At 57.9% G+C, this 20,725-nt stretch carries 21 protein-coding genes; 12 read left to right on the forward strand and 9 right to left on the reverse strand.

Annotated features, from left to right (window positions below):
* The first annotated feature begins 4 nt into the window (after positions 1-4).
* Positions 5-1,006 (forward strand): alcohol dehydrogenase catalytic domain-containing protein, encoded by a 1,002-nt coding sequence (locus GOV79_RS08075; protein WP_170789369.1) that lies wholly within the window; start codon positions 5-7, stop codon positions 1,004-1,006.
* Here GOV79_RS08075 and GOV79_RS08080 read toward each other — a convergent pair.
* Together GOV79_RS08080 and GOV79_RS08085 are read right to left on the reverse strand one after the other, a co-directional pair.
* Complete coding sequence (locus tag GOV79_RS08080; protein WP_170789370.1) at positions 996-2,654, reverse strand: amidohydrolase; 1,659 nt, start codon at positions 2,652-2,654, stop codon at positions 996-998. The genes GOV79_RS08075 and GOV79_RS08080 overlap by 11 nt on opposite strands.
* Before the next feature lie 15 nt (positions 2,655-2,669).
* A complete protein-coding gene (locus tag GOV79_RS08085) occupies positions 2,670-3,452 on the reverse strand; it encodes a carbon-nitrogen hydrolase family protein (protein WP_170789371.1) in 783 nt (260 codons plus the stop codon).
* 160 nt (positions 3,453-3,612) lie between these two features.
* Here GOV79_RS08085 and GOV79_RS08090 point away from each other — a divergent pair, with 160 nt between their 5' ends.
* The 9 genes from GOV79_RS08090 to GOV79_RS08130 all read left to right on the forward strand — a co-directional run bounded on the left by GOV79_RS08090 (position 3,613) and on the right by GOV79_RS08130 (position 11,041).
* Positions 3,613-4,491 (forward strand): LysR family transcriptional regulator, encoded by an 879-nt coding sequence (locus GOV79_RS08090; RefSeq protein ID WP_170789372.1) that lies wholly within the window; start codon positions 3,613-3,615, stop codon positions 4,489-4,491.
* A 94-nt stretch (positions 4,492-4,585) separates the two neighbouring features.
* Positions 4,586-5,548, forward strand: coding sequence for an agmatinase (gene speB, locus GOV79_RS08095; protein WP_170789373.1), 963 nt, complete (start codon positions 4,586-4,588; stop codon positions 5,546-5,548).
* A 22-nt stretch (positions 5,549-5,570) separates the two neighbouring features.
* Positions 5,571-6,647: an ABC transporter substrate-binding protein gene (locus GOV79_RS08100; RefSeq protein ID WP_170755829.1), complete on the forward strand. Its 1,077-nt coding sequence runs from the start codon at positions 5,571-5,573 to the stop codon at positions 6,645-6,647.
* Positions 6,648-6,719: 72 nt separating this feature from the next.
* On the forward strand, positions 6,720-7,778 hold the full coding sequence (locus GOV79_RS08105) for an ABC transporter ATP-binding protein (protein WP_170771725.1): 1,059 nt from the start codon (positions 6,720-6,722) through the stop codon (positions 7,776-7,778).
* A gap of 10 nt (positions 7,779-7,788) precedes the next feature.
* Positions 7,789-8,628, forward strand: a complete 840-nt coding sequence (locus tag GOV79_RS08110) for an ABC transporter permease (RefSeq protein ID WP_170789374.1) — start codon at positions 7,789-7,791, stop codon at positions 8,626-8,628.
* Positions 8,625-9,410 carry an ABC transporter permease gene (locus GOV79_RS08115; protein ID WP_170789375.1) on the forward strand — a complete coding sequence of 262 codons (786 nt, stop codon included), beginning with the start codon at positions 8,625-8,627 and terminating at the stop codon, positions 9,408-9,410. The genes GOV79_RS08110 and GOV79_RS08115 overlap by 4 nt, the downstream gene beginning before the upstream one ends.
* Positions 9,411-9,417: 7 nt before the next feature.
* Positions 9,418-10,005: a nitrile hydratase subunit alpha gene (gene nthA, locus GOV79_RS08120; RefSeq protein WP_170789376.1), complete on the forward strand. Its 588-nt coding sequence runs from the start codon at positions 9,418-9,420 to the stop codon at positions 10,003-10,005.
* A gap of 9 nt (positions 10,006-10,014) precedes the next feature.
* A complete protein-coding gene (nthB, locus tag GOV79_RS08125) occupies positions 10,015-10,677 on the forward strand; it encodes a nitrile hydratase subunit beta (RefSeq protein ID WP_170771719.1) in 663 nt (220 codons plus the stop codon).
* On the forward strand, positions 10,664-11,041 hold the full coding sequence (locus tag GOV79_RS08130) for a nitrile hydratase accessory protein (protein WP_170789377.1): 378 nt from the start codon (positions 10,664-10,666) through the stop codon (positions 11,039-11,041). The genes nthB and GOV79_RS08130 overlap by 14 nt, the downstream gene beginning before the upstream one ends.
* A gap of 185 nt (positions 11,042-11,226) precedes the next feature.
* On the opposite strand, the gene GOV79_RS08135 is transcribed toward GOV79_RS08130, so the two are convergent.
* From GOV79_RS08135 to GOV79_RS08165, 7 genes are all read right to left on the reverse strand, one after another.
* Complete coding sequence (locus GOV79_RS08135) at positions 11,227-12,435, reverse strand: iron-containing alcohol dehydrogenase (protein WP_170789378.1); 1,209 nt, start codon at positions 12,433-12,435, stop codon at positions 11,227-11,229.
* Positions 12,436-12,440: 5 nt separating this feature from the next.
* Positions 12,441-12,890, reverse strand: a complete 450-nt coding sequence (locus GOV79_RS08140) for a hypothetical protein (protein WP_170789379.1) — start codon at positions 12,888-12,890, stop codon at positions 12,441-12,443.
* 212 nt (positions 12,891-13,102) lie between these two features.
* Complete coding sequence (locus GOV79_RS08145) at positions 13,103-14,362, reverse strand: TRAP transporter large permease (protein ID WP_170789380.1); 1,260 nt, start codon at positions 14,360-14,362, stop codon at positions 13,103-13,105.
* Position 14,363: 1 nt separating this feature from the next.
* The gene (locus GOV79_RS08150; protein ID WP_170789381.1) at positions 14,364-14,798 is read right to left on the reverse strand and encodes a TRAP transporter small permease; all 435 of its coding nucleotides are present in this window, start codon (positions 14,796-14,798) and stop codon (positions 14,364-14,366) included.
* A 43-nt stretch (positions 14,799-14,841) separates the two neighbouring features.
* Entirely contained in the window at positions 14,842-15,840 is a 999-nt protein-coding gene (locus tag GOV79_RS08155; RefSeq protein ID WP_170789382.1) for a TRAP transporter substrate-binding protein, read from the reverse strand.
* 484 nt (positions 15,841-16,324) lie between these two features.
* On the reverse strand, positions 16,325-18,049 hold the full coding sequence (locus GOV79_RS08160) for a phosphoenolpyruvate hydrolase family protein (protein WP_170789383.1): 1,725 nt from the start codon (positions 18,047-18,049) through the stop codon (positions 16,325-16,327).
* Entirely contained in the window at positions 18,046-18,687 is a 642-nt protein-coding gene (locus tag GOV79_RS08165) for a phosphoenolpyruvate hydrolase family protein (protein ID WP_170789384.1), read from the reverse strand. The genes GOV79_RS08160 and GOV79_RS08165 overlap by 4 nt, the downstream gene beginning before the upstream one ends.
* Positions 18,688-18,876: 189 nt before the next feature.
* On the opposite strand from GOV79_RS08165, the gene GOV79_RS08170 reads away from it, so the two are divergent.
* Together GOV79_RS08170 and GOV79_RS08175 are read left to right on the forward strand one after the other, a co-directional pair.
* A complete protein-coding gene (locus GOV79_RS08170) occupies positions 18,877-19,743 on the forward strand; it encodes a branched-chain amino acid ABC transporter permease (protein ID WP_170783204.1) in 867 nt (288 codons plus the stop codon).
* Complete coding sequence (locus GOV79_RS08175; RefSeq protein ID WP_170789385.1) at positions 19,740-20,708, forward strand: branched-chain amino acid ABC transporter permease; 969 nt, start codon at positions 19,740-19,742, stop codon at positions 20,706-20,708. Before GOV79_RS08170 ends, GOV79_RS08175 begins: the two co-directional genes overlap by 4 nt.
* Positions 20,709-20,725 lie beyond the last annotated feature (17 nt).

Below are 20,725 nucleotides of genomic sequence, written 5' to 3' on the forward strand. Positions count from 1 at the left end.
AGCGGTGATCAGTACGGGGCCGGGTGCGCCGCTGGTCGTGACCGAGGTACCAGTGCCCATAGCAGGTCAGGGTCAGGTTCTGGTCAAACTGGAAAGCTGTGGGATTTGCCACAGCGATCTGCATCTGCGTGATGAAACGTTACCCAACGACGCTTATCCCAGAGTGTTTGGGCATGAAGGGATAGGGCGCGTTGTGGCTGTGGGTGCAGGTACTTTCAAGGCTCCGACTATTGGCGCGCGTGTCGGGTTGCCATGGCTTTACGACACCTGCCTTGCCTGCAAACCTTGCCGATCCGGGCTTGAGAACTATTGCCCAACGCAACAAGCGCGGGGCGTTGAACAGGATGGGGCTTTTGCAGAATATGCGGTGCTTGAGGCCCGCTTTGCCTGCGAAATCCCCGATCAGATCGACCCCATCACAGGCGCACCGCTGCTGTGCGCAGGGCTTACTGCATGGAGCGCGCTGAAACGCTCCAAGCTTGAGGCAGGCCAAAATGTTCTGATCATCGGGGCAGGGGGTTTGGGGCAATACGCTGTCCTGATCGCCAAAGCCCGTGGCGCGCGGGTGATCGTCGTGGATCAGGACCCTGCCAAGTTGCAGACGGCGCAAAACCTGGGGGCGGACTTGGGTATCCTTGCCGGTCCCGAAGCAGGCGCGGCTGTACGGCAGGCCGGAGGTGCCGATGTGACGCTGAACTTTGCGCCAACCCCTCGGGTCTGGCAGACAATCAAGGACGCTGTGAACCCGCTGAGCGATATTGTGGCTGTGGCTCTAGTGGATGATCCGGTTGATCTGTCGATGCTGTGGCTGATCGACGGGGGGCACAGGGTTTACGGTTCCTCTGTTGGGACACGGCAGGATTTGTTGGACTTTCTGAACTTTGCGGCGCAAAACCCTTTGGCAGTGAATGTTGAAACTGTACCGTTGGATCAGGTAAACCATGCGCTGGATCGGCTGCAAGCGGGGGATGTAGCCGGCCGTTTGTGCGTGGATTTCAGTCTGTAGCCAAGTATGTCACGACCCCGTTGCAGATCGTTGCCGCAATGGCAGTGTCGCCTGCGTTGCTGTCCGTCAGCATCCGGTCCAGCACCACTATATCAGCCAGCAAGCCGGGCGCCAGACGCCCAAAATGATCATCGCGGCGGCAGGCATAGGCCCCTTCGCTGGTATAGGCGGCAAGGGTGTCTTCAAAACTCAGACGCTCGTCCTTTTGATCGGCGTCCCAGACCTGCCGGGTCAAGGCGATGTCGATCCCGGTCAAAGGTGGCAGGGCTGCAATCGGCCAATCGCTTGAAAAACAGACACGCGCGCCCGTCTCTTTAAGCGTCCGCCACGTGTAGGCGTCGGGCCATTGGTCCCTGCCGATGATCGAGGCCAGAGGCTCCAGCGGGAAATCCCCGCATCCCGGCGGATGCGGCGGCATGAACGAGGCGACCACATCAAGCGCGGCAAAGCGGGGCCGGTCTGCAGGGTCTAGCAACTCGATATGTTCTATCCGGTGCCGATTGCCCTGCGGGCCGTTGGCAGAGCGGGCGGCCTCATAACCATCCAACACCGCGCGTACGGCCCCATCCCCAATGGCATGAACCGCGATCTGGAACCCGCGCTTGTCCAGTTCCACCGCCAGATCGGAAAATCGGGCCGGGTCATGCAGCGGCGCACTTTTGTGGCCGGCTGTATCGGGGTAGTCCCGCACCCGGTATCCGGTGTGCGCATCCAGCGTGCCGTCCATGAAAAATTTGACCCGGTTGCACCACAGCATCGGGCTGTCCAGCTTACGCCGCATCTGCTCGGCAATCTCGATGTTTTCGACGGGTTCGCCGGGCGTGAAGTGATAGGGAAGCTCAAGCCGGCAACACAGATCGCCCTCGGCCTCGATCTCTTGTAAAAGACTGGCCTGATAAAGGTTGCCGTCCATATTGATGATTGTCGTGATACCGTGCTGGGCGCAGTATTTCAGCCCTTCGCGCATCAATGCCTTGTCGGCCTCGCGCTGAGCTTGCGTCACTTCTTGGGCCGGTTCGACCCCCTCTAGCCCCAGAACCTCGCGCCCACCATGGGGGCCACGCGCCTGTATTGTGGCAACGGCCGGAGGCTCAATCAGCGTGCCAGTGGCCATCCCGTCCGCGTCCAGTTCAATATGCGAACCCGGCCCCAGATCGCGCCCCCGTAGCACATCAGCAGCCTGCAGCGCTGCGGTATTTGCCCAGCCGTTGTGAAAATCCGCGCTTTGCAGCAACAGCGGGCGATCGGGGCATATCGCGTCAAGAATATGCCGGTCCGGATTTTGGCCACCGTCAAAACTCGCATAGGCCAGACCCTGTGCCACAAGCAGGTTGTAATCAGGGTTTTGTGCGGCAAATTCCTGAATGGCGCGGGTCAGTGCTGCAGTGCCCGTGATCGCCTCAAGCCGCAATACCTTCAGGGAATAGGCGCCGAAAAACAGATGCATATGGCTTTCGACAAAGCCCGGCAGAACCGTTGCGCCCTCGGCGTCGACGACCCGAGTGTCGACGGTACATAATGCCTTGATCTCTTCCGTTGATCCAACCGCTGCGACCCGATCCCCCGACACGAATATCGCCTGCTGTCGCGGGCCACCGGGCTCCATCGTGCGCAGATCGGCATTCACGATTGCAAGCGAAGAGGTCATGCGCGCGGCTTTCGACTAAGGGTGGGCTAGATTCAGTGCCACGGTGTCTGACAAATAGGGGTTCTCGTCGCGCGATTGGGCATAGGCATCTGGATCAATCGAGGCCGAGATCACCTGTCCGCCCTCAGTGGCAAAACCCAGTTGCTGACCGTCTGGGGCCACGATCGAGGACATGCCCTGATAGGCATAGCTTTCGTCAGAGCCTGCGTGATTGGCATAGACAACAAAAACCTGATTTTCGAAGGCGCGCACCGGTACAACCTGTTGCGTGATGAACGCTCCGGCTGGGCCTTCGGCCATCGCTGTTGGCACAATGATCACTTGCGCCCCGGCATGCGCCAACCGACGCACGTTTTCAGGAAATTCGATATCGTAGCAAATCAGAAAACCAAAGGTCAGACCGGCCATTGTGGTCATCACCAAGGACCGCTCGGGCGTCTGGAATATACCTTTTTCATAGGGGCCATACAGACAGTTTTTGCGATAGATCAGCGGACTATCAGGGTCATCACGGTCGATGATCATGGCGCTAATATAGCGGGCGTCGCCCTCGGCCTCTGGGAAACCGGCGACTAGGCTGACGCCGCTGTCGCGTACGGCTTGGGTCAACCGTTGCACCCATGGCCCATCTTTCGGTTGCGCCAGATCGCGCAGAACTGCACCGCGCCCGTATCCGGTGATGGCCAGTTCGGGCGCAACCAGCAGATCGGCATCCGAATCGTGCAGGGCCTGTTCGATTTGGGCTAACCGATCCTCGGTGCTGCCTCCGGCTTGCATCTGAAATGCGGCGATCTTCATGGCACACGTCCCTATGTTCCGGCGCGGTTCGATCAAATTTTCAGCGCCTGCAGCTGTGACGGTATTCAGCACGCCAGAATTTGCAAATAGTGCGTTGCAAAACGATACATTTCTCTGGCTCAATGCAAGGATGAAAATCACAGGCTCAGATATCCATCTTTTGACTGTTTTTGACAGTGTTGTTCGGAACCGGGGATTCTCGGCGGCGCAGGTTGAGCTGGGCCTTAGCCAGCCCACGATCTCGAACCACATCACCGCGCTCGAGGAACGTCTGGGCGTGCGTCTGTGCCAGCGTGGACGGCGCGGGTTTTTGCTGACTGAAAAAGGGCGGATGGTGCATCAGATCGGTCTTGCGCTGATGGACTCTCTGGATCAGCACTCGACCCATCTGGCCGAGTTAAAGGGCAACCTGGTAGGACGGCTGAAACTGGCCGTCGTGGACGCCACCACAACCGATGAGGCATTCAAACTGCCCCAAGCAATCAAGCAGTTCACCGAGGCCGCTCCCGCCGTGCGCATCGACCTTGCGATTTCCGAGCCGCAAGATATTCAGCAAGGCGTATTGGACGGTACGTACCATATCGGATTCGGAAGTTTTGATAATGTGAGCAACGGCTTGCATATAACCGATCTGTATTGCGAACATCATGCGCTTTATTGCTCGGACACCCATCCGTTGTTTTCGGCACCCGCGGACGCCCTTGGTGACGATGCTATTTCTCAGCACGCTTGGGTTCATCGCGGGTATTGGAACCAGCAAAGGCAAAAGACCCAGCATTCCTCGGATCGAGACCTTTTTGTGCAAGAAATTGAAGCGCAACTGATCCTGATCCTCAGCGGGGCCTATATCGGGTTATTGCCGCTGCATCTGGCCGCTGACTGGGAAGGTCGGGGGCGGTTGCGTCGCTTGCCCAACAGCAGCCGCGACTACTCTTGCGACATGCAGATTGTCACGCGATCCGGTGCGGCACCCAAGGTAAACACGCTATTCATCCAGATCCTTCGGCAGATGTACCAAGAGGATTACATTGCAAAATGAAAATGTAAGAGTTTGTGGAACGCTATTTTTTTGACCCAATTGGGCGGCGTACGATCCAAGAGACCCTTGTATGACTTCAGCCGCAGGACCCTCAATGCCAGACACGACCGCGCCGCGATACAATCAGCCTTTGGGTGGCAACGACATGCCCCGTTTCGGAGGCGGCACGACAATGATGCGCCTGCCAGCGCAGGAAACCGCCGCCGGGCTGGACGCTTGTTTCGTGGGTATTCCGATGGATATCGGCACCTCGAACCGGACGGGTACGCGTCACGGGCCACGTGCGATCCGGGCCGAAAGCTGCATGTTGCGGCCCTTCAACATGGCCACGGGCGCGGCTCCTTTTGCCAACATGCAGGTTGCCGATATTGGCGATGTGGCGATCAACACGTTTGATCTGAAGAAAACCATGGACATCATCACCGGCGCCTATGATCAGATTCTCAGCCACGATGTCGTTCCGGTCACACTGGGCGGAGATCACACGCTGACCTACCCGGTGCTGCGCGCGATCGCCCGCAAACATGGCCCGGTGGCCTTGATCCATGTGGACGCGCATTCAGATACGAATGACGAAATGTTTGGCGAAAAAATTGCCCATGGCACTCCGTTCCGCCGTGCGGTCGAAGATGGGCTGCTGCAGAATGACAAGGTGTTCCAGATTGGCCTGCGCGGGACGGGTTATGCGCCTGACGATTTTGACTGGGGCCGCAATCAGGGCTTTACTGTCATTCAGGCCGAGGAGTGCTGGCACAAATCCCTGACCCCCCTAATGCAGGATATCCGCGCGCGGATCGGGGATATGCCGACCTACCTGACCTTTGATATCGACAGTCTGGACCCGGCCTATGCGCCCGGAACCGGGACGGTCGAAATGGGCGGGCTGACCAATATTCAGGCGCTCGAAATCGTGCGCGGTTGTGCCGGGCTGAACCTTGTCGGAACCGATCTGGTCGAGGTCTCGCCGCAATATGATGTCAGCGGCTGCACTGCGCTGATCGGGGCCAACTTGGCCTATGAAATGCTTTGCGTCCTGCCCAAGAACCGGGCCAACTGAACAAAACCAACAGGAGATCACAATGCCAACCACCCTTTCACGCCGCCGATTTTTAGGTACCGCTGCCGCAACCGGGGCTGCCGCGCTGGCCGCACCCGCCATCGTGCAAGCCGCCCAGTCACTTAAGGTTGGAACCTATGGCGGGTTCTTTGAAGACAGCTTCAAGCAGTTCATCTTCCCCGAATTCACCAAGGCCACCGGGATCGAGGTGAACTCGGTCGCCGTACCTACCGGCGAGACATGGCTGGTGCAGATCAAGAACGCTGCCCGCGCCAAAACCGCCCCGGCGGATGTGTCGCTGATGGCGGGTATCCCGCGCAGCCATGGGGCGGATCAGAAAGTGTTCAAGGCGCTGGACGACTCCAAAATCCCGAACCTGTCGAACATGCCTGACAGGTTCAAGGACCGCTATGACGACGGTACCCTGTACGGTGTCGGCGCGGTGTCGTGGTACATCACGCTGTGCACGAATTCGGACGAAATCCCCGAAGCCCCGGACAGCTGGGCCGCGCTGTGGGATGAGACCTATAAGGATCAAATCGGTCTGCTGGGACTCGCGTCGAACTCGCATATGCTCGAGGTAACGGCGGCCACTTTCTTTGGTGGTACAGATATTCTGGACACCAAGGACGGTATCCAGCAGGTGTTCGACAAGCTGTCTGAACTCGTCCCTAATGTGCGGCTTTGGTACAAGGACGAAGGCGCGTTCCAGCAGGCGCTACAAGATGGTGAGATTCCGATGGGTCAGTACTATCACGATGTGGCGGGTCTTGCCGCTGCCGAAGGTTTCCCGGTGGTCTCGACCTTCCCGAAAGAAGGCGCGGTTGTGGATTCGGGCTATTGGATCGTGCCCGAACACGCCCAGCCGGTGGATGAGATTCACGAGTTCATCAACTTTATCTCGGCGGCCGAAACGCAGGCCCTGTTGTCGCGCAACGTGGGCACCGCTCCGGTCGTCGACCCTGCGCTGACAGATTTGACCGAAGAAGAACTGGCGGCCGTCAGCAGCCCCAAAGCGCCGATCGTGCCGCGCTATGACATTTACAAGGATCACGCGGACTGGATTTCCGACACCTGGAATCAGATGATCGCGGGATAACACCACTCACGACACTGGCCCGTCCCGCGGAGGTGGGGAGGGCCGCTTCCTTTGTTGAAAGAATAGACCCTTATGCCCGGTTTAAGCATCGAAAACGTCACCAAGAAATTCGGCACCGTGACGGCCGTCAAAGATGTGAACCTTCAGTTCAATACCGGCGAGATGATCTGTTTTCTTGGCCCGTCTGGCTGTGGCAAGACCACTCTGCTGCGGATGATCGCCGGGCTGGACGAACCCACGCAAGGCACGATCCGGTTCGAGGATCAGGACCTGACCGGCGTGCCCGTACATCAGCGCAATATCGGCATGGTATTTCAGTCTTTTGCGCTGTTTCCGCATCTGAATGTGGGCGAAAACATCAGCTATGCGATGCGCATTCGGGGTCATTCCCGGTCGGAATGCGAAGACCGCGCGCGGCAGTTGCTGGATATGGTTCACCTTCCGGGGCTTGAGGATCGCAAGATCTCGCAATTGTCGGGGGGTCAACGTCAGCGCGTGGCCATCGCGCGCGCCTTGGCACTGAACCCGCAGGTGTTCCTGCTGGATGAGCCGATGTCAGCGCTGGATGCCAATCTGCGCGAGGTCATGCAGATCGAGCTGCGCAAGCTGCAGCAAGAGCTAGGGATCACTACCGTCGTCGTCACCCATGACCAGACCGAGGCGATGACGATGGCCGATCAGATAGTGGTCATGGGCAAGGCGCAGGTGCTGCAGACCGGCACCCCGATGGAGATTTACAAGACTCCGGTCGACAAGTTCGTGGCCGGGTTCATCGGCACCAGCAACCTGCTGCCTGCCAAGATGTCAGGGCCTGACAGCGTGCATGTGAACGGGGCCGCTCTGAACGTGGGCGGCAACACAGGTCATTTTGCCCAAGGCGATGACGTTCTTCTGATGACCCGCCCGGAAGAGGTGTTCGTGCATCACCCCTCAGATGTGGATGTGGCCAATTCGGTCACCGGCACAGTGACGTTCGTGCGCGATATCGGCGCCACGATCGAGATTTTGGTGGATTGCGCCGGGCACGAGGTGATTTCGGTCTTGACGCCAAAGGACTGGCCCAATGTGAAAGTGGGCGATCAGGTCCATGTTGAAATGCCCGCTGCGGCCTGCAGCGTGCTGGCGGTTTAGGAGGGAGAAGATGCAATCGAGCGCGCTTTCCCGCTATATTGGGCTGATCCCATCCTCGGTGATGATCGGGGCGTTTTTTGTGATCCCCTTCGTCCTGATCTTGCTGACCAGCGTGTCCACGCCAACCGATGACGGAGGCTATGCCACCGGCTTTGACCTGCAGCATTTTGAACGCTTCCTGACGTGGTTCTACATCGAACGGGCGCTGTTCTCGGCAGGTCTGTGCGCGCTGATCGCGGTTCTGAGCCTGTTGATCGCGTATCCCTTCACCTATTTCCTGACCACGTTCCCACCGCGCTCGCAGACCTTTTGGTTGATCTACATTCTGGCGCAGCTGTCCCTGTCCGAAGTGCTGATCGCGTTTAGCTGGCAAATTCTGCTGTCCCGCACCGCAGGCGTGGCCAATATCCTTGTCTGGTTTAGCGTGATTGAGAAAAGCTTTGCCATGACCCCCTCCGCAGGCGCAGTGGTGGCCGCGCTGGTCTACCTGACCGTGCCGTTTTCGGTCCTGCTGCTGTTTCCCGCGCTCAGCCGGTTGGACAAAAGCTTGATCGAGGCATCGCGCACGTTGGGGGCCTCGCCTTTGCGGACGTTTTTCACGGTGATCATTCCCGTTACGCGGCCTGCGATCATCTCGGGCGGGGTCACGGTATTTGTGCTGACGCTGGGGGCCATCATCGTGCCGCAGGTTCTGGGCAAGCCCGAACACTGGACGCTGTCAGTGCTGATTACGGATCAGGCGATATTCAATTTCAATATGCCCTTTGCCTCAGCGCTGGCGGTGGTGTTGCTGGTTCTCAGCGCGACGGTGATCTGGCTGGTCACGAAATTCTCGGGGAAAAAGGCATGAGAGCGCTGCGCAGTATCTATCTGGCGCTGTTTGCGCTGTATCTGATCGGACCGATCCTTGTGATCGCGGCCGTGTCTTTCAACGCCAAAAAGTTTCTGGCCTTCCCGCCGCGCGGCTTTTCCTTCCGCTGGTATGCCGAGGTTTTCGTGGCGAATGACTGGTTCACGGCTTTGAAAAACTCTTTGTTCATCGCCTTTGCCTCGGCCAGTCTGTCGGTTCTGATCGCGATGCCGGTGGCATATTGCGCGTGGCGCTATGGCCTGCGCTATGCCAAGGCGCTGCTGGCGCTTGGGGTGGCACCGTTCATCCTGCCGCCTGTGATCATGGCGCTAGCCTTCCTGCTGTTTTTCACCGGGATTGGGCTGAACGGGTTGATGATCAACGTCATCATTGCCCATGCGGTCTTCCTGCTGGCGCTGCCTTTGGTCACGATCTCACTGGGGTTGGAAAGCGTCGATCACGCGCTGATCGAGGCCAGCCAGACCATGGGCGCCTCGAACGCCGTCGTCTTCCGCACGGTGATCCTGCCGATTGCTGCCCCTTTTGCTTTTGCGGGGTTTGCGTTCTGCTTTGTCCTCAGCCTGAATGAATACATCATCGCGCTCATGACCGTGGGCTTCTCGGTCGAGACGCTGCCGATCAAGATTTTCAACGCCCTGCGCTATGGGTACACGCCGGTTATTGCGTCGATTGCGGTGATCTTCATGGTGATCAATATCGTGATTTTTGCCCTGATCGCGCGGTTCTCGAACCTCGCTCGTATTCTCGGCGCGATGGAGTAACCGAGCCATGCCCCATGATCACGATCCACTGGAAGAAGGCCCCGCCTTGCGCGTGCGCGCGTTGGAAGAGTTGATGGTGGCCAAAGGCCTGGTCAAAGCGGAAACGCTGGACAGTATCGTTGAATATTATGAGCGCGAAACCGGCCCGCGCAACGGCGCGGCTGTGGTGGCGCGGGCGTGGACGGACCCAGAGTACAAAGACTGGTTGCTGCGCGACAGTTCTGCGGCGATCAATGCGATGGGGTTCAGCGGGTTCCAGGGCGAACATATCCGCGTGGTCGAAAACACGGATGCGGTTCACAACGTCATCGTTTGCACCTTGTGTTCCTGCTATCCGTGGCCGGTTTTGGGCCTGCCGCCCACATGGTACAAAAGCCCCGCCTACCGGTCGCGTGTGGTGCGCGAACCCCGTGCGGTTCTGGCGGAATTTGGTGTCAGCCTGCCCGATGAGGTGCAGATCAAGGTTTGGGACAGTACGGCCGAGATCCGCTATCTGGTTCTGCCACGCCGCCCCGACGGGACCGAAGGGCTTTCCACCGAAGAACTGGCTGATCTTGTCACCCGCAACGGCATGATCGGCACGGCTTTGGTTTAGGGGCAGGGGATGGACGGCATTCATGATATGGGCGGGATGCACGGGTTTGGCCCGGTGCCCTGCGATCAGGACCGGGCGTTTGACCACGACTGGCAAAAGCGCGCTTTCGCCCTGACAGAGGCTTTGGCGTGGTCCGTACCTTTCTGCGCCGATGAACACCGCGCCGCGATTGAACGTATCGCGCCGGAAGACTACTTGCGGCTGGACTACTTCGAAAAATGGACCGTGGCCGCCACCGCGCTGGTACAGGCGGCAGGTCTGGTTGATCCGCAGGAAGTCGCATCGGGCCGCAAACGGTTCGACATTGCATTGGTCGACCACCCAGCGGTTGGCCCGGCTGACATACTGGCGGCCACCAAAGCAGGGGCTGAGATGACATTTCCCCCAACCACCGCCGCGCCACGCTTTACCGTTGGCCAGTCGGTGCGCGTTCTAGCCAATAGCCCCGCCGGCCATACGCGGGTGCCGCGCTATGTGCGCAACCACGTGGGACAGATCACCTTGAATGCCGGAGTTTTCCAGTTTGCCGACACCATGGCCGTAGGGCAGGGACCTAGCCCACAGCATTGCTACTGTGTTGAGTTCTTGGCGACCGACCTATGGGGCAATGACGCGGACCCGAAGGGTCGTGTCTGCCTGGATCTTTGGGAGAACTACCTTGAACCCGCTTGACGCGCATCAACAGGCAGCAGCCCAGCTACGCAGCTCTATTCCGGGGCTAAGTGAAGATAACCCGTTGTTCAGGGCTCCCTGGCAGACAAGGGTCTTCGCCCTTGTTGTGGCTCTGGTCCAACAGGGGCACTTTTCCTGGACCACTTTTCAATCCCGATTGGCAGCGTTGGTGACAAAGACCGAAAAGCAGAAACATGCAACCTCGGCCGCGGCGGTGGAAGGCCTCTATTTCAATTGCTGGCTGCAGGCGATTGAAGAAACGCTGGAAAGTCAGGGGATGTTGAGTGCCCGAGACATCGACCAAAGGATTGCAGTAGTGCGTGAAACCGTCAAAGAAATCAGAGCTGCGCAATCTGGATCCTAAGGCCCCAAGACAACCACACCTGCTCAATATCGAGGGTACCGGGGTAAACCGGTCGATTTCGGTACCCGCCTCAAAAGACCGGTTGGTAAAGTCACTAATTCCGGGCTAAAGCGCAGCTTCGGGTTTCGCCGAAATCTGCCCCTCCTGCACCACGAGTATCAGTGAAAATCTTTTCGCTATTGGTTTCAACTGAATGTCAGGTCACGGTTTCCGGCCAGCACGGACTGTAGAACCCGGGTGACTTGTGACCGCCGCATGACACGCGGAACGGCATAGGATGAGCGCGCTTCGGCCAGCGCATCGCTGGAAATTACACCGAAGTCCTTTGATTGGAGGTCGGTCAGGCTGGCGGGAATTCCAACGCGGTCCGCCAGGGCATCGACACGGGAAATGAACTGCTCGGCCAACAGATCTGTGTCGTTTGAAGCGCTGGCAGTCAGTATTTGTTCCAGCTGAGCAAACCGCGCGGCGCAGGTCTTTTTGTTGAACCGCAACACACGCGGCAGAATGACCGCGTTGGCCAGCCCATGGGGCGTTTTGTAGTGCGCACTGATCTGATGTGAGATTGCATGCACATACCCCAGGCTGGCCTTGGTAAAGGAAAAGCCAGCCAGGAACGATGCCAGCGCCACCATCTCACGCGCTTGTTCGTCATGACCATTTTCATAGGCAATCGGCAAATATTCAAACAGCAGCTTGATCGCCATTGCCGCATCGCGGTCGGTGTCGTCAAACCGATTGCGCGAGGTATATGCCTCGATCGCGTGGGTCGATGCGTCCATACCGGTGGCGGCAGTCATGGGCGCTGGAAGAGATTTCAGCAACCCGGTGTCAAAAGCGGCGGCAATCGGGATGTATTTCGGATCAACAAAGAACTTTTTCTTGTGCGTTTCGGTGTCCGATATCACCGCCGCGTTTGTCACCTCGGAGCCGGTGCCTGATGTGGTCGGTACCACATAGAACGGCAGCAGCGGCGCGTCGACTTTTAAAGTGCCGGTCAGCTTTTTCAGGGACTTACGACTGGTGCTTGCGGCCGCAATCACCTTTGCAGCGTCAATGGCTGAACCGCCACCCACAGCAAATACGGCATCGCATTTATTGTCGCGGCTGGCTTTCAGCCCCGCTTCAACTACGGCGAATGTGGGGTTCGGGATGATGCCGTCGAAGGTTGTCACGTGACAACTCCGGCCCTTCAGAAAGGTGATCAGGTCATCCAGCATTCCGTTTTGCAACAGAAAGCTGTCCGTAACGATCAAAGGACGCCTCTGCCCGTTAGTCACCATCAAGTCGGCCAGTTTGCGGGCTGCATCCGGGCCTGAAAACGTTAGTGGTTTTTGCGGCGTGTAGAACGTGGACAGCGCCCGCAATGCGATACGAATAGGAGCGTGAAGCATGACAATCACCTTCCGTTAGCAACTAGTTTTTGGGTGGCCCGACCCTCTGCACGGTTGGGGAGAGAGCGAAGGGATGCGCAGAGGATCGGAGCCAATTCTGCGGGTTCAAGGTTTCTGAACCGACGCAGGTGAAACTTGACGAGCAGTTTGAAGGTCTTGCTATCCCAAGATGAGCCAACGAACGTGTTGCCGTCCAATTTGCCTTCGCGGACAACATCATTGGCATTTGAGAAGCTCGGGCCTTTCTCTTTGCCGTGACAATACCCCACCCAAGATGACCTGACGCCGCCAAAGGGTATGTCATCAACGGTCACTTGGGTGACAACGTCGTTGATGCAGACACCGCCCGAGTGGGTCTCGTGGGACAAGGCAGGAACATTCCGGTAGGTCGCCTGCAGCTCGGCAGGGAGATCGGAATCTGCATGGTCAAGTTCAACGACGTTCCGAACAGACATGGGGGTGTCTCACTCACGACTTAATGGAACAAGCACTGGCTTGAAACGTGCTACTAACATGGGGATTGGTCGGGCTTGAAAACATGTTCCAAGAGGACAAGTTTCTATCAATTTCGGACATGCGATTCACTGTGTTTCAAACGTGAACAGACGGTAAGAAACGGAAAATGCCCAGCCAGCGGGTCGGGCATTCCTTTGATAGTGACACCTGTCTACGAGACGAAATACAACGTCAATTCGGGAATGAAGGTTACAAGCAACAAAGCGATCAACATCAGGATGATGAAGGGGATGGCCGACAGGCTTACCTCTGCGAACCGTTTCTTGAATGCCCCTGAAGCGACCAGAAGATTCAGCCCGATTGGCGGCGTCAGTAGGCCGATCTCTAGGTTGATGATCATGATGATACCCAGCTGAACCGGGTTGATCCCGAAATGCGCCGCAGCGGCCAGCAGAACCGGACCTAGCAGCAAAACGGCTGAAACAACGTCAATCAGGCACCCGACCAGCAGCAGCGCTGCGTTCAGTGCCAACAGGAAGGCCACCTTGCTGGTGAAAACGGTTTGCAGCCAGTCGGCAAAAGCCGCCGGAACCCCCTCGATCGCCAGAACCGACTTCAGCGAAAGCGCGACCGCGACGATCGGGAACAGAGTACCCAGCATTACCGCGGTCGAGACAAACTCTTCGAAGAAATCTTTGGATGACAGTTCGCGGTAGACGATGAGTTCAACGAGAATGGCGTAGCCCACGGCCACGGCTGCAGCTTCGGTTGGTGAGAAATAGCCCGAGTAAATCCCGCCGAGCAGGATCACGGGGGTCATCAGTGCAAAGATGCCCTTACGAACAGCATCCCACAGCCGCTTGACCGAGAACGTCCCGCGCGCGTTGTTCAGGTTTGTGCCCATCGAATACAGCGCGAAGATAGCGGTCAGCAGAATACCCGGTATGATCCCGGCTAGAAACAAGTCGGCCACATTGGTCTCGGTCACGATGCCATAGATGATCAGCGGGATCGACGGCGGGATCAGAATGCCCAGCGTCCCCGCCGAAGTGACAGCCCCAATTGAGAATTTTTCGGAATACCCTGCCTCTTTCAGGGCCGGGTACATCACCACACCAACGGCCAGCAAGGTCGCAGCGGAGGAGCCGGACACAGCCGCAAACAGTGCGCAGGACAGGACCGACGCCATGCCCAGACCGCCTGGCATCCAGTCGGTCGCGGCGCGGACCATGGCGATCAGGTCACGGGCAATCGAGCCGCGCGACATCAGCTTTCCCGCAATGATATACATGGGAATGGCCAGCAGAACCTTATTGTCCATCGACGACCACAGGTCCTCGATAACATAAAGAACGTCTCCCCCGGCCCAGACCAGCTGGATATAGGCCGTGACGATCAGCAGGATCAGCACAACGTTCTGGCGCAGTGCCAGCATCGCGATGACGATCCCCAGAAGAATGATGCCGTCCATGTCAGATCTTCCTCAGTTCGGTTTTCACCATCGGGTCCCAGGCAAACACCAGATGTTTCAAAGCCGAGGACGCCAGCGCGTATGGCACAATGATTTGAACCGGCCAGAGCAAGATGTTGACCACCGGGACACGGTCGGCGAATTCCTTCGATTCCATGACGAACTCGACCGCGAAATAGGCGAAGACGAGCAGCAAAATCCCCGAAATCAGATCACCCAGCCGGTCGACAAAGGCGAATTTCAGGATGCCGTCGGCAAACTCGGGTCGGAAATGGGCGCCGCGCCCGGTGGCAAGGGTCAGACCGACCATTGCCGCCAGAATGCTGCACAGAACCGCAGTTTGCTGCGCGCCCCACAGAGCTTGCGATAGAAACTCGCGCGCGATCACATCCGCCAGCAGAAGCAGGGTTGTGGCAGCATATGCTGAAGCTGCCACAATGGCTTCGATCCTCATCAGAAACCGAAGTAGACCCATTGGATTAAGAACCGCAGGCTTGCTTGGCGGCTTCGATCTGCTCAAGGATCGAAACAGCCTTGGGGCCTAGTTGTTCAGCCAGTTCCTCGCGCAGCCCATCGGATGCGGCGCGCCAAGCAGCGGCTTCTTCGTCTGTCAGGTGTGCAACCGGAACACCAGCTCCTTCAAGTTGACCCAACAGAGCGGTTTCAGCACCCAGGATCGTGGCCGACAGGCCGGTGCCGCCCTCTCTGAAAGCCGACAGCCATTCTTTCTCTTGATCGCTCAGCTTCTTGTAGCTCCGGCCCGACACAGCAACAGTGCCGATCAAACGGGTGTGGTTGCTGACAGTGACATGAGGGGCCACTTTGTGGGTCCCGATGGCGATGCCGAACACGCCGGGTAGGAATGCCGCCTTGACGTTTCCGGTCTGCAAGGCCGGGATCGTGTCAGAGGTGCCCATCGGCACACCTACCGCACCAAGTCTACGTGCAAACAGTTCATCCGCCGTGGTTGCAGCCACGCGGACTTTTTGACCTTCCAACGCATCAGGAGTTCTGGCCGGTTCCTGCGAGAAAACCAGGTAATTGCCAACCTCCATCCAGGTCAGCGGCTCAAGGCCCGAATCCTGCAGGCTTGTGCCCAAAATCTCGCTCAGATGATTGAAGGCGACACAGCTGCCCTGTTCAGTGCTGTCATAGAGAAATGGCGAAGACACAAGATCCAGTTCCTGTCCAATTAGGGACAGTGGAATGTTGGACACCATCACCAGATCCACACGACCCTTCATACCTTGCCGCAGGATTGTCTGTTCGTCGCCCAGCTGCGCATCGCCAATGACTTCGATTTTCAGTTCGCCACCTGACATCTCGGCGATCTGATCCGCAACACCCTGCGCCCATTGGCCCCAAGGCGATGACAGTGGCGCAACGGTTCCAAGTTTCAATACTGTTTCTGCCTGAGAGGCGGTACTGGTCAGGCTGGCTGCCAGTGCAATTCCGGCGACAAAAGATTTGAGTTTCATATTTTCCTCCTCACGTATTGGTCGCGGCGGTTGTCTTCCACCGAAACCGGGGTTTCCGCGTCAAGCCGACCCCGGCGTTTCCAATTCCGTTGATGAAAGATTTGGCTTTTTCAAAAAATGTCGCGACTGGCCAGATAGTTGTCCTAAGCGGACATCTCGTTTTTTGACGCTAGGTAATATTGGGAAATGTGTGTTTCACGCTGAATTGCTTTTGCTCCAGCTCACCTGAGCGGGAATGGCCTTGTTGTGCAGCACTGGCTTTGTCCGGCCTACATTGGATTAAGTACGTCCTAAGGTGTTCATGATTTTCGAAACGGACCTCCCTCCTGTCCCCAAGGAGGTAGTGGCATTCTTCCGTCCAAAACCGCACTCGCAACGATTGTCATGCACTGGCTATGAGGCCTGAACTTAGGGAGACAAAACTCAGACGGATCTCGGATCCGTTTTGATGAAAGAATTGGATGTTGCAGAGCAACCTTCCGAGCTATCCCTGCAGCCCGTGTTTCTTGATTTTGTTGTAAAGCGTGCGCGTGGTCATACCCAATTCTTCGGCGGTCTGCGCGCGACGGAAACCATTTCGCGTTAGGGCCTCGGCAATCCAGTCCCGCTCGGATACCGCGACCCGAACCGGAGCTTCCTCTCTCGGAGCTTTCGAAATCCCCGTCGTTCTTTGGCGAAGGAAGTCGATAGCCTTGAGGTCAATCGTGGACCCTCCGGATTTGCGAATTGCACGCTGGACCGCGTGCTGAAGCTCGCGCACATTCCCAGGCCAATCGTGTTCGAGCATCAACCGCAGCGCAGCGTTTGAAAACTTCGGAGGCTCGCCGCTCAATTGCCGCCCCAGATATATGGCCAGTTCAGGGATATCATCCACCCTCTCGCGCAAGGGCGGCAGGGTGATTTCGTGACCGGAGACTCGATAGTAAAGATCCTGACGAAACGCGCCCATCTCAATCAGGCCAGGGAGGTCTTGAGTGGTTGTCGAAATGATCCGCGCTTCGGCCCGCCTGAGTGTATGATCCCCAATCCTCTGCACAGACTTCTCGTCGGTGAATTTCAGGATTTTGCCCTGATGCGCAGGCTGCAAGGCGGAAATTTCGTCAAAGATGAGCGTGCCTCCAGACGCTAGCTCCAAAGCGCCACGCTGAGTGCCCGTCGTTCCCAATGCGCCGGGGGCCTTGCCCAAAAGATGCACACCGCCTTCTTCGTTGTCCAAGGCGGGGCAATCCACAACAACGGGCTGACGCCGCGCTGCGGGCCCTGCCTCGTGCAATTTGAGGGCAGCGCGGCTTTTGCCGGTTCCCGTTTCGCCGATCAACAGGATCGGGATATCCTCATAGGCAAGATCATCAAGCTCTTCTCGGATCAACTGCATGGAGTAGGAAGATCCAACCAGTTCATGTTCAGTGGTTGGCGCACCGGTTTCGATCTGTGACAAGCTGGGAATGGCGGTGAACCCCTTTGTCACCTCATTCAACGTCTGTTCCACTGGCAGCCGGTCCAGCGTCGAGCCGGCCACGAAACCCTGCACACCGCAAAGTCGCGTAATCGCCAATGCTTCTTCGGGCGAAGTGATGGGTCCGCCATGGCAAAGCTTGTCCACCGAGGTGGGAACTCCTTCGAGAACGCGGTCAATTTGGGCGGCAGCTTTCTCTAACGTCAGGTGTGTGTTGACCCCGGTGCCACCGCTTGTGAATCCGATATTTACGCAGATTGCCGTCGCCCCGGCGTCGACCATTTTACGGGCTTGAGCGTTAGTCTGGACGTAAGCGAACACCCCTAACCCAATATTTGTTGCTTTCTTGACCATTGTGATTTCCCGGTCCAGCCCCAAGCCTTCCCGCTCGATCGCGGCGCCCAGACGTCCGTCGATCAAAGTTGTCGACGGGAAGTTGCAGATGCCGGAAAACCCCAGCGCTTTGGTGCGCCGCACCAGTTCCGCAATGTCGAGATTAGGATCGCTGACCGAAAACCCGGCATAGATCGGCGCGGTACACCGCCCCAGCATTTCGCGTTCGGCAAATTCAATTACCCACTCATTGGCCGCGCGGACCGGAAGGAAGCTGGTCAGGGAGGATGCCCCTTGAACCCGAAACCGTCCAGCATTTAGGGCCAGCAGGTAATCGGCCCCCGCCTTGTCCGCTGCCTTTGCGGTCAGGCCAGACCCGACCACGGCGGCGAACAGAAAGTTCTTGTCGCGCGCGCTCATGCTGCGGCCTCGTGCCGGACCAGCCCGTCCACGTTCAGTGTACCAAGGGGGACCGATCGTTCATGCCAGTCCGAGGTATAGGCATAGATAGATACTTGCGGAACCTCAGCCCGGATCGTGTCGATGATGCGCTGCAGCGACCCGAGCACCAGCGCGCCGCTTTCCGCGGTTTCCACCTCAAGCAGTCCGGGATGTAGCACCAGATTATCCAGCCCTGCCTTCAAAGCGGCGCGGGCTTGCGCGAGCGAAAGGAAGAACGCCAAAGTTTGGAACCCGGCCCGTTGGGCACGGGCCAGAAAGTCATATTCGAACTCGGGCGAGGCCGGGATGGTCGACATGGATTGCCTCAACGACCCGTCCAGCAGGATAGAAGATGGCCAGTTGGTGATGCCGCGATAGCCCAGCTCATACAACTGAGCAAACAAAGCCGCCTCGGACCCGAACGGGTCGCTGGCCACCAGTGCGGCCCAACCGCCCTGACAGGGGGTTTCGCGGACGGCCCTGTTATGATCCAGCCGCGGCATCACAAATGCCAGATCAGCTTGCACGGCGGTCAGGCCGTTCAGAGCAGGGCAATAGATTCGGTTATCCGAAGGGGCAGCGGTAGACTGTGTACCGGTGAGCGTGAGAGTTGTCATGAACCTATTTAGGAAAGAATTTCCCTTATTGAGAAGTAATTTCTCATGTTTTCTCATGTTTCCCAAAATAAAAAATGAGAATTTGGAATAAGACATTGAAAAATAACATTTAAAAATTGATCTCCAAAACCTCTCGTTTCTGTTTTTACCCCGTTTTCTGCGCCATGCTGCCCCTCAACGGGAGGAACCATGACACTATTTCTGATCGTCACCTTGAACGGGTTGACGCTAGCAGCGCTCTACTTTTTGGCGGCCAGTGGCTTCAGCCTGATCTTCGGGCTGATGCGCACTGTGAACATGGCTCATGGGGCATTGCTGCTGCTGGGCGGCTATGTCGGATACAGCATTGTCGATGTTACCGGGTCGTGGGGACTGGGTGTCATCGGCGGTGGTTTGGCCGCAGGTCTGGCCGGTGCCATCGTGCAAGCGGGGATTCTGGGTTGGATGCAGGGGGATGAGCTGCGTCAGACTCTAGCCTCGATTGCGATTTCAATCATCATGGCCGATCTGATGCTGTGGTACTGGGGCGGGCTAACCTATCAAGTAGAGCTGCCTGATGCACTGGCCGGAGGGCAGCGTCTGCCGGTTCTGGGTGTGGGCTACGCCAATATCCGCTTGGCGCTGATGGGCTTTGCGCTGGTTGTGGGGATTGGACTGTGGTTCCTGATCCAGCGGACTCGTTTCGGTGCGGTGATCCGCGCAGGTGTGGATGATCAGGACATGCTGCGGGCGCTTGGCTATCCGATCAACCGCATCTTTGTCGTTGTGTTTGCCTTGGGCGGCATGTTGGCCGGAATGGCCGGGGTCGTCGCCGCCAGCGCGCTGTCGATTGCGCCGGGCACGGACCTGCAATTCCTGCTGTCTTCGCTGGTGGTGGTTATCGTTGGCGGTATGGGCTCGATCGGCGGGGCTGCGCTCGGTGCGCTGCTGGTCGGTCTGGCTGAACAATACGGTCTAGCCTACGCACCCACCTACGGCGTGGTGTTTACCTTTGCGATCATGGTGCTGGTGTTGGCGGTGCGGCCACAGGGCTTGCTGGGAAAGGCCGAGCAATGAAACAGGCGCTGATCCTTGTCCCACTGCTGATCCTGCCCTTCGTGTTGAACGATTTCTGGCTGACGCAAGTTGCCACACGATCACTGATCCTGGGCATCATGGCGCTGAGCCTGAGCTTTCTGGCCACCTATTTGGGCGTCGTGTCTTTTGCGCAGGCCACCATGGCTGGGATCGCGGGTTATACCATCGCCTTTTTCGGACCGAACAGCGTGGGGATCGGCGTGCAGTTACCGTTCTGGGTCTCGATCCCGCTTGCGCTGTTGCTGGCCGTGGTGTCCGGGGGTCTGATCGGCCTTATCGCTCGTCGGTCGCGGGGTATCTATGCCATCATGATCACGCTGGCGATTGGGGTCGCGTTCTTCTACTTTACCCGCCAGAACTATACGCTTTTCAATGGCTGGACCGGCTTCTCCGGCGTCCGCGCGCCGCAGATTGCTGGCCTCAGTCTGCGCGATCCGCTGCCCTTGTACTTATTGTCTCTGGGCGTCGCTGCGCTGGCGCTTGCACTGGTCAGCGGCTTTGTCCGTTCGCCGCTGGGCCTGACCATTCAAGCTGTGCGTGACGCGCCGGGACGGGTGCTGGCGCTGGGGATTTCCGTTACCACACCCATCGTTGCGGCTTTTGCCTTCTCGGGCCTGCTGGCCGGAGCAGGGGGCATCCTGAACGTCTGGTATCAGGAACGCATCTCATCCTTTTCAGTCGGCCTTGGGCCCATCATCGACATCCTCATCATCTCGGTCATCGGCGGCTTGCGCCATCCAGGCGGGGCGTTTGTGGGGGCGGTGGTCTTTGTCCTGCTGGACACCTTTGCCGTCGACCTGATCGACCGCGAGCGGTTCAACACACTGATCGGCGTCGTGCTGCTGCTCATCGTGATCGTAGCCCCCGGTGGGCTTCAACAACTGGCAAGCGACTGGATGGCGCGGCTGCGCCGTCCCGAGGCCCCAAAGAAATCAACTGTCTGAGCAAACTCATAGGGAGG

This window comes from Ruegeria lacuscaerulensis, from assembly GCF_013034745.1.
Classification (GTDB): Bacteria; Pseudomonadota; Alphaproteobacteria; order Rhodobacterales; family Rhodobacteraceae; genus Ruegeria; species Ruegeria lacuscaerulensis_B.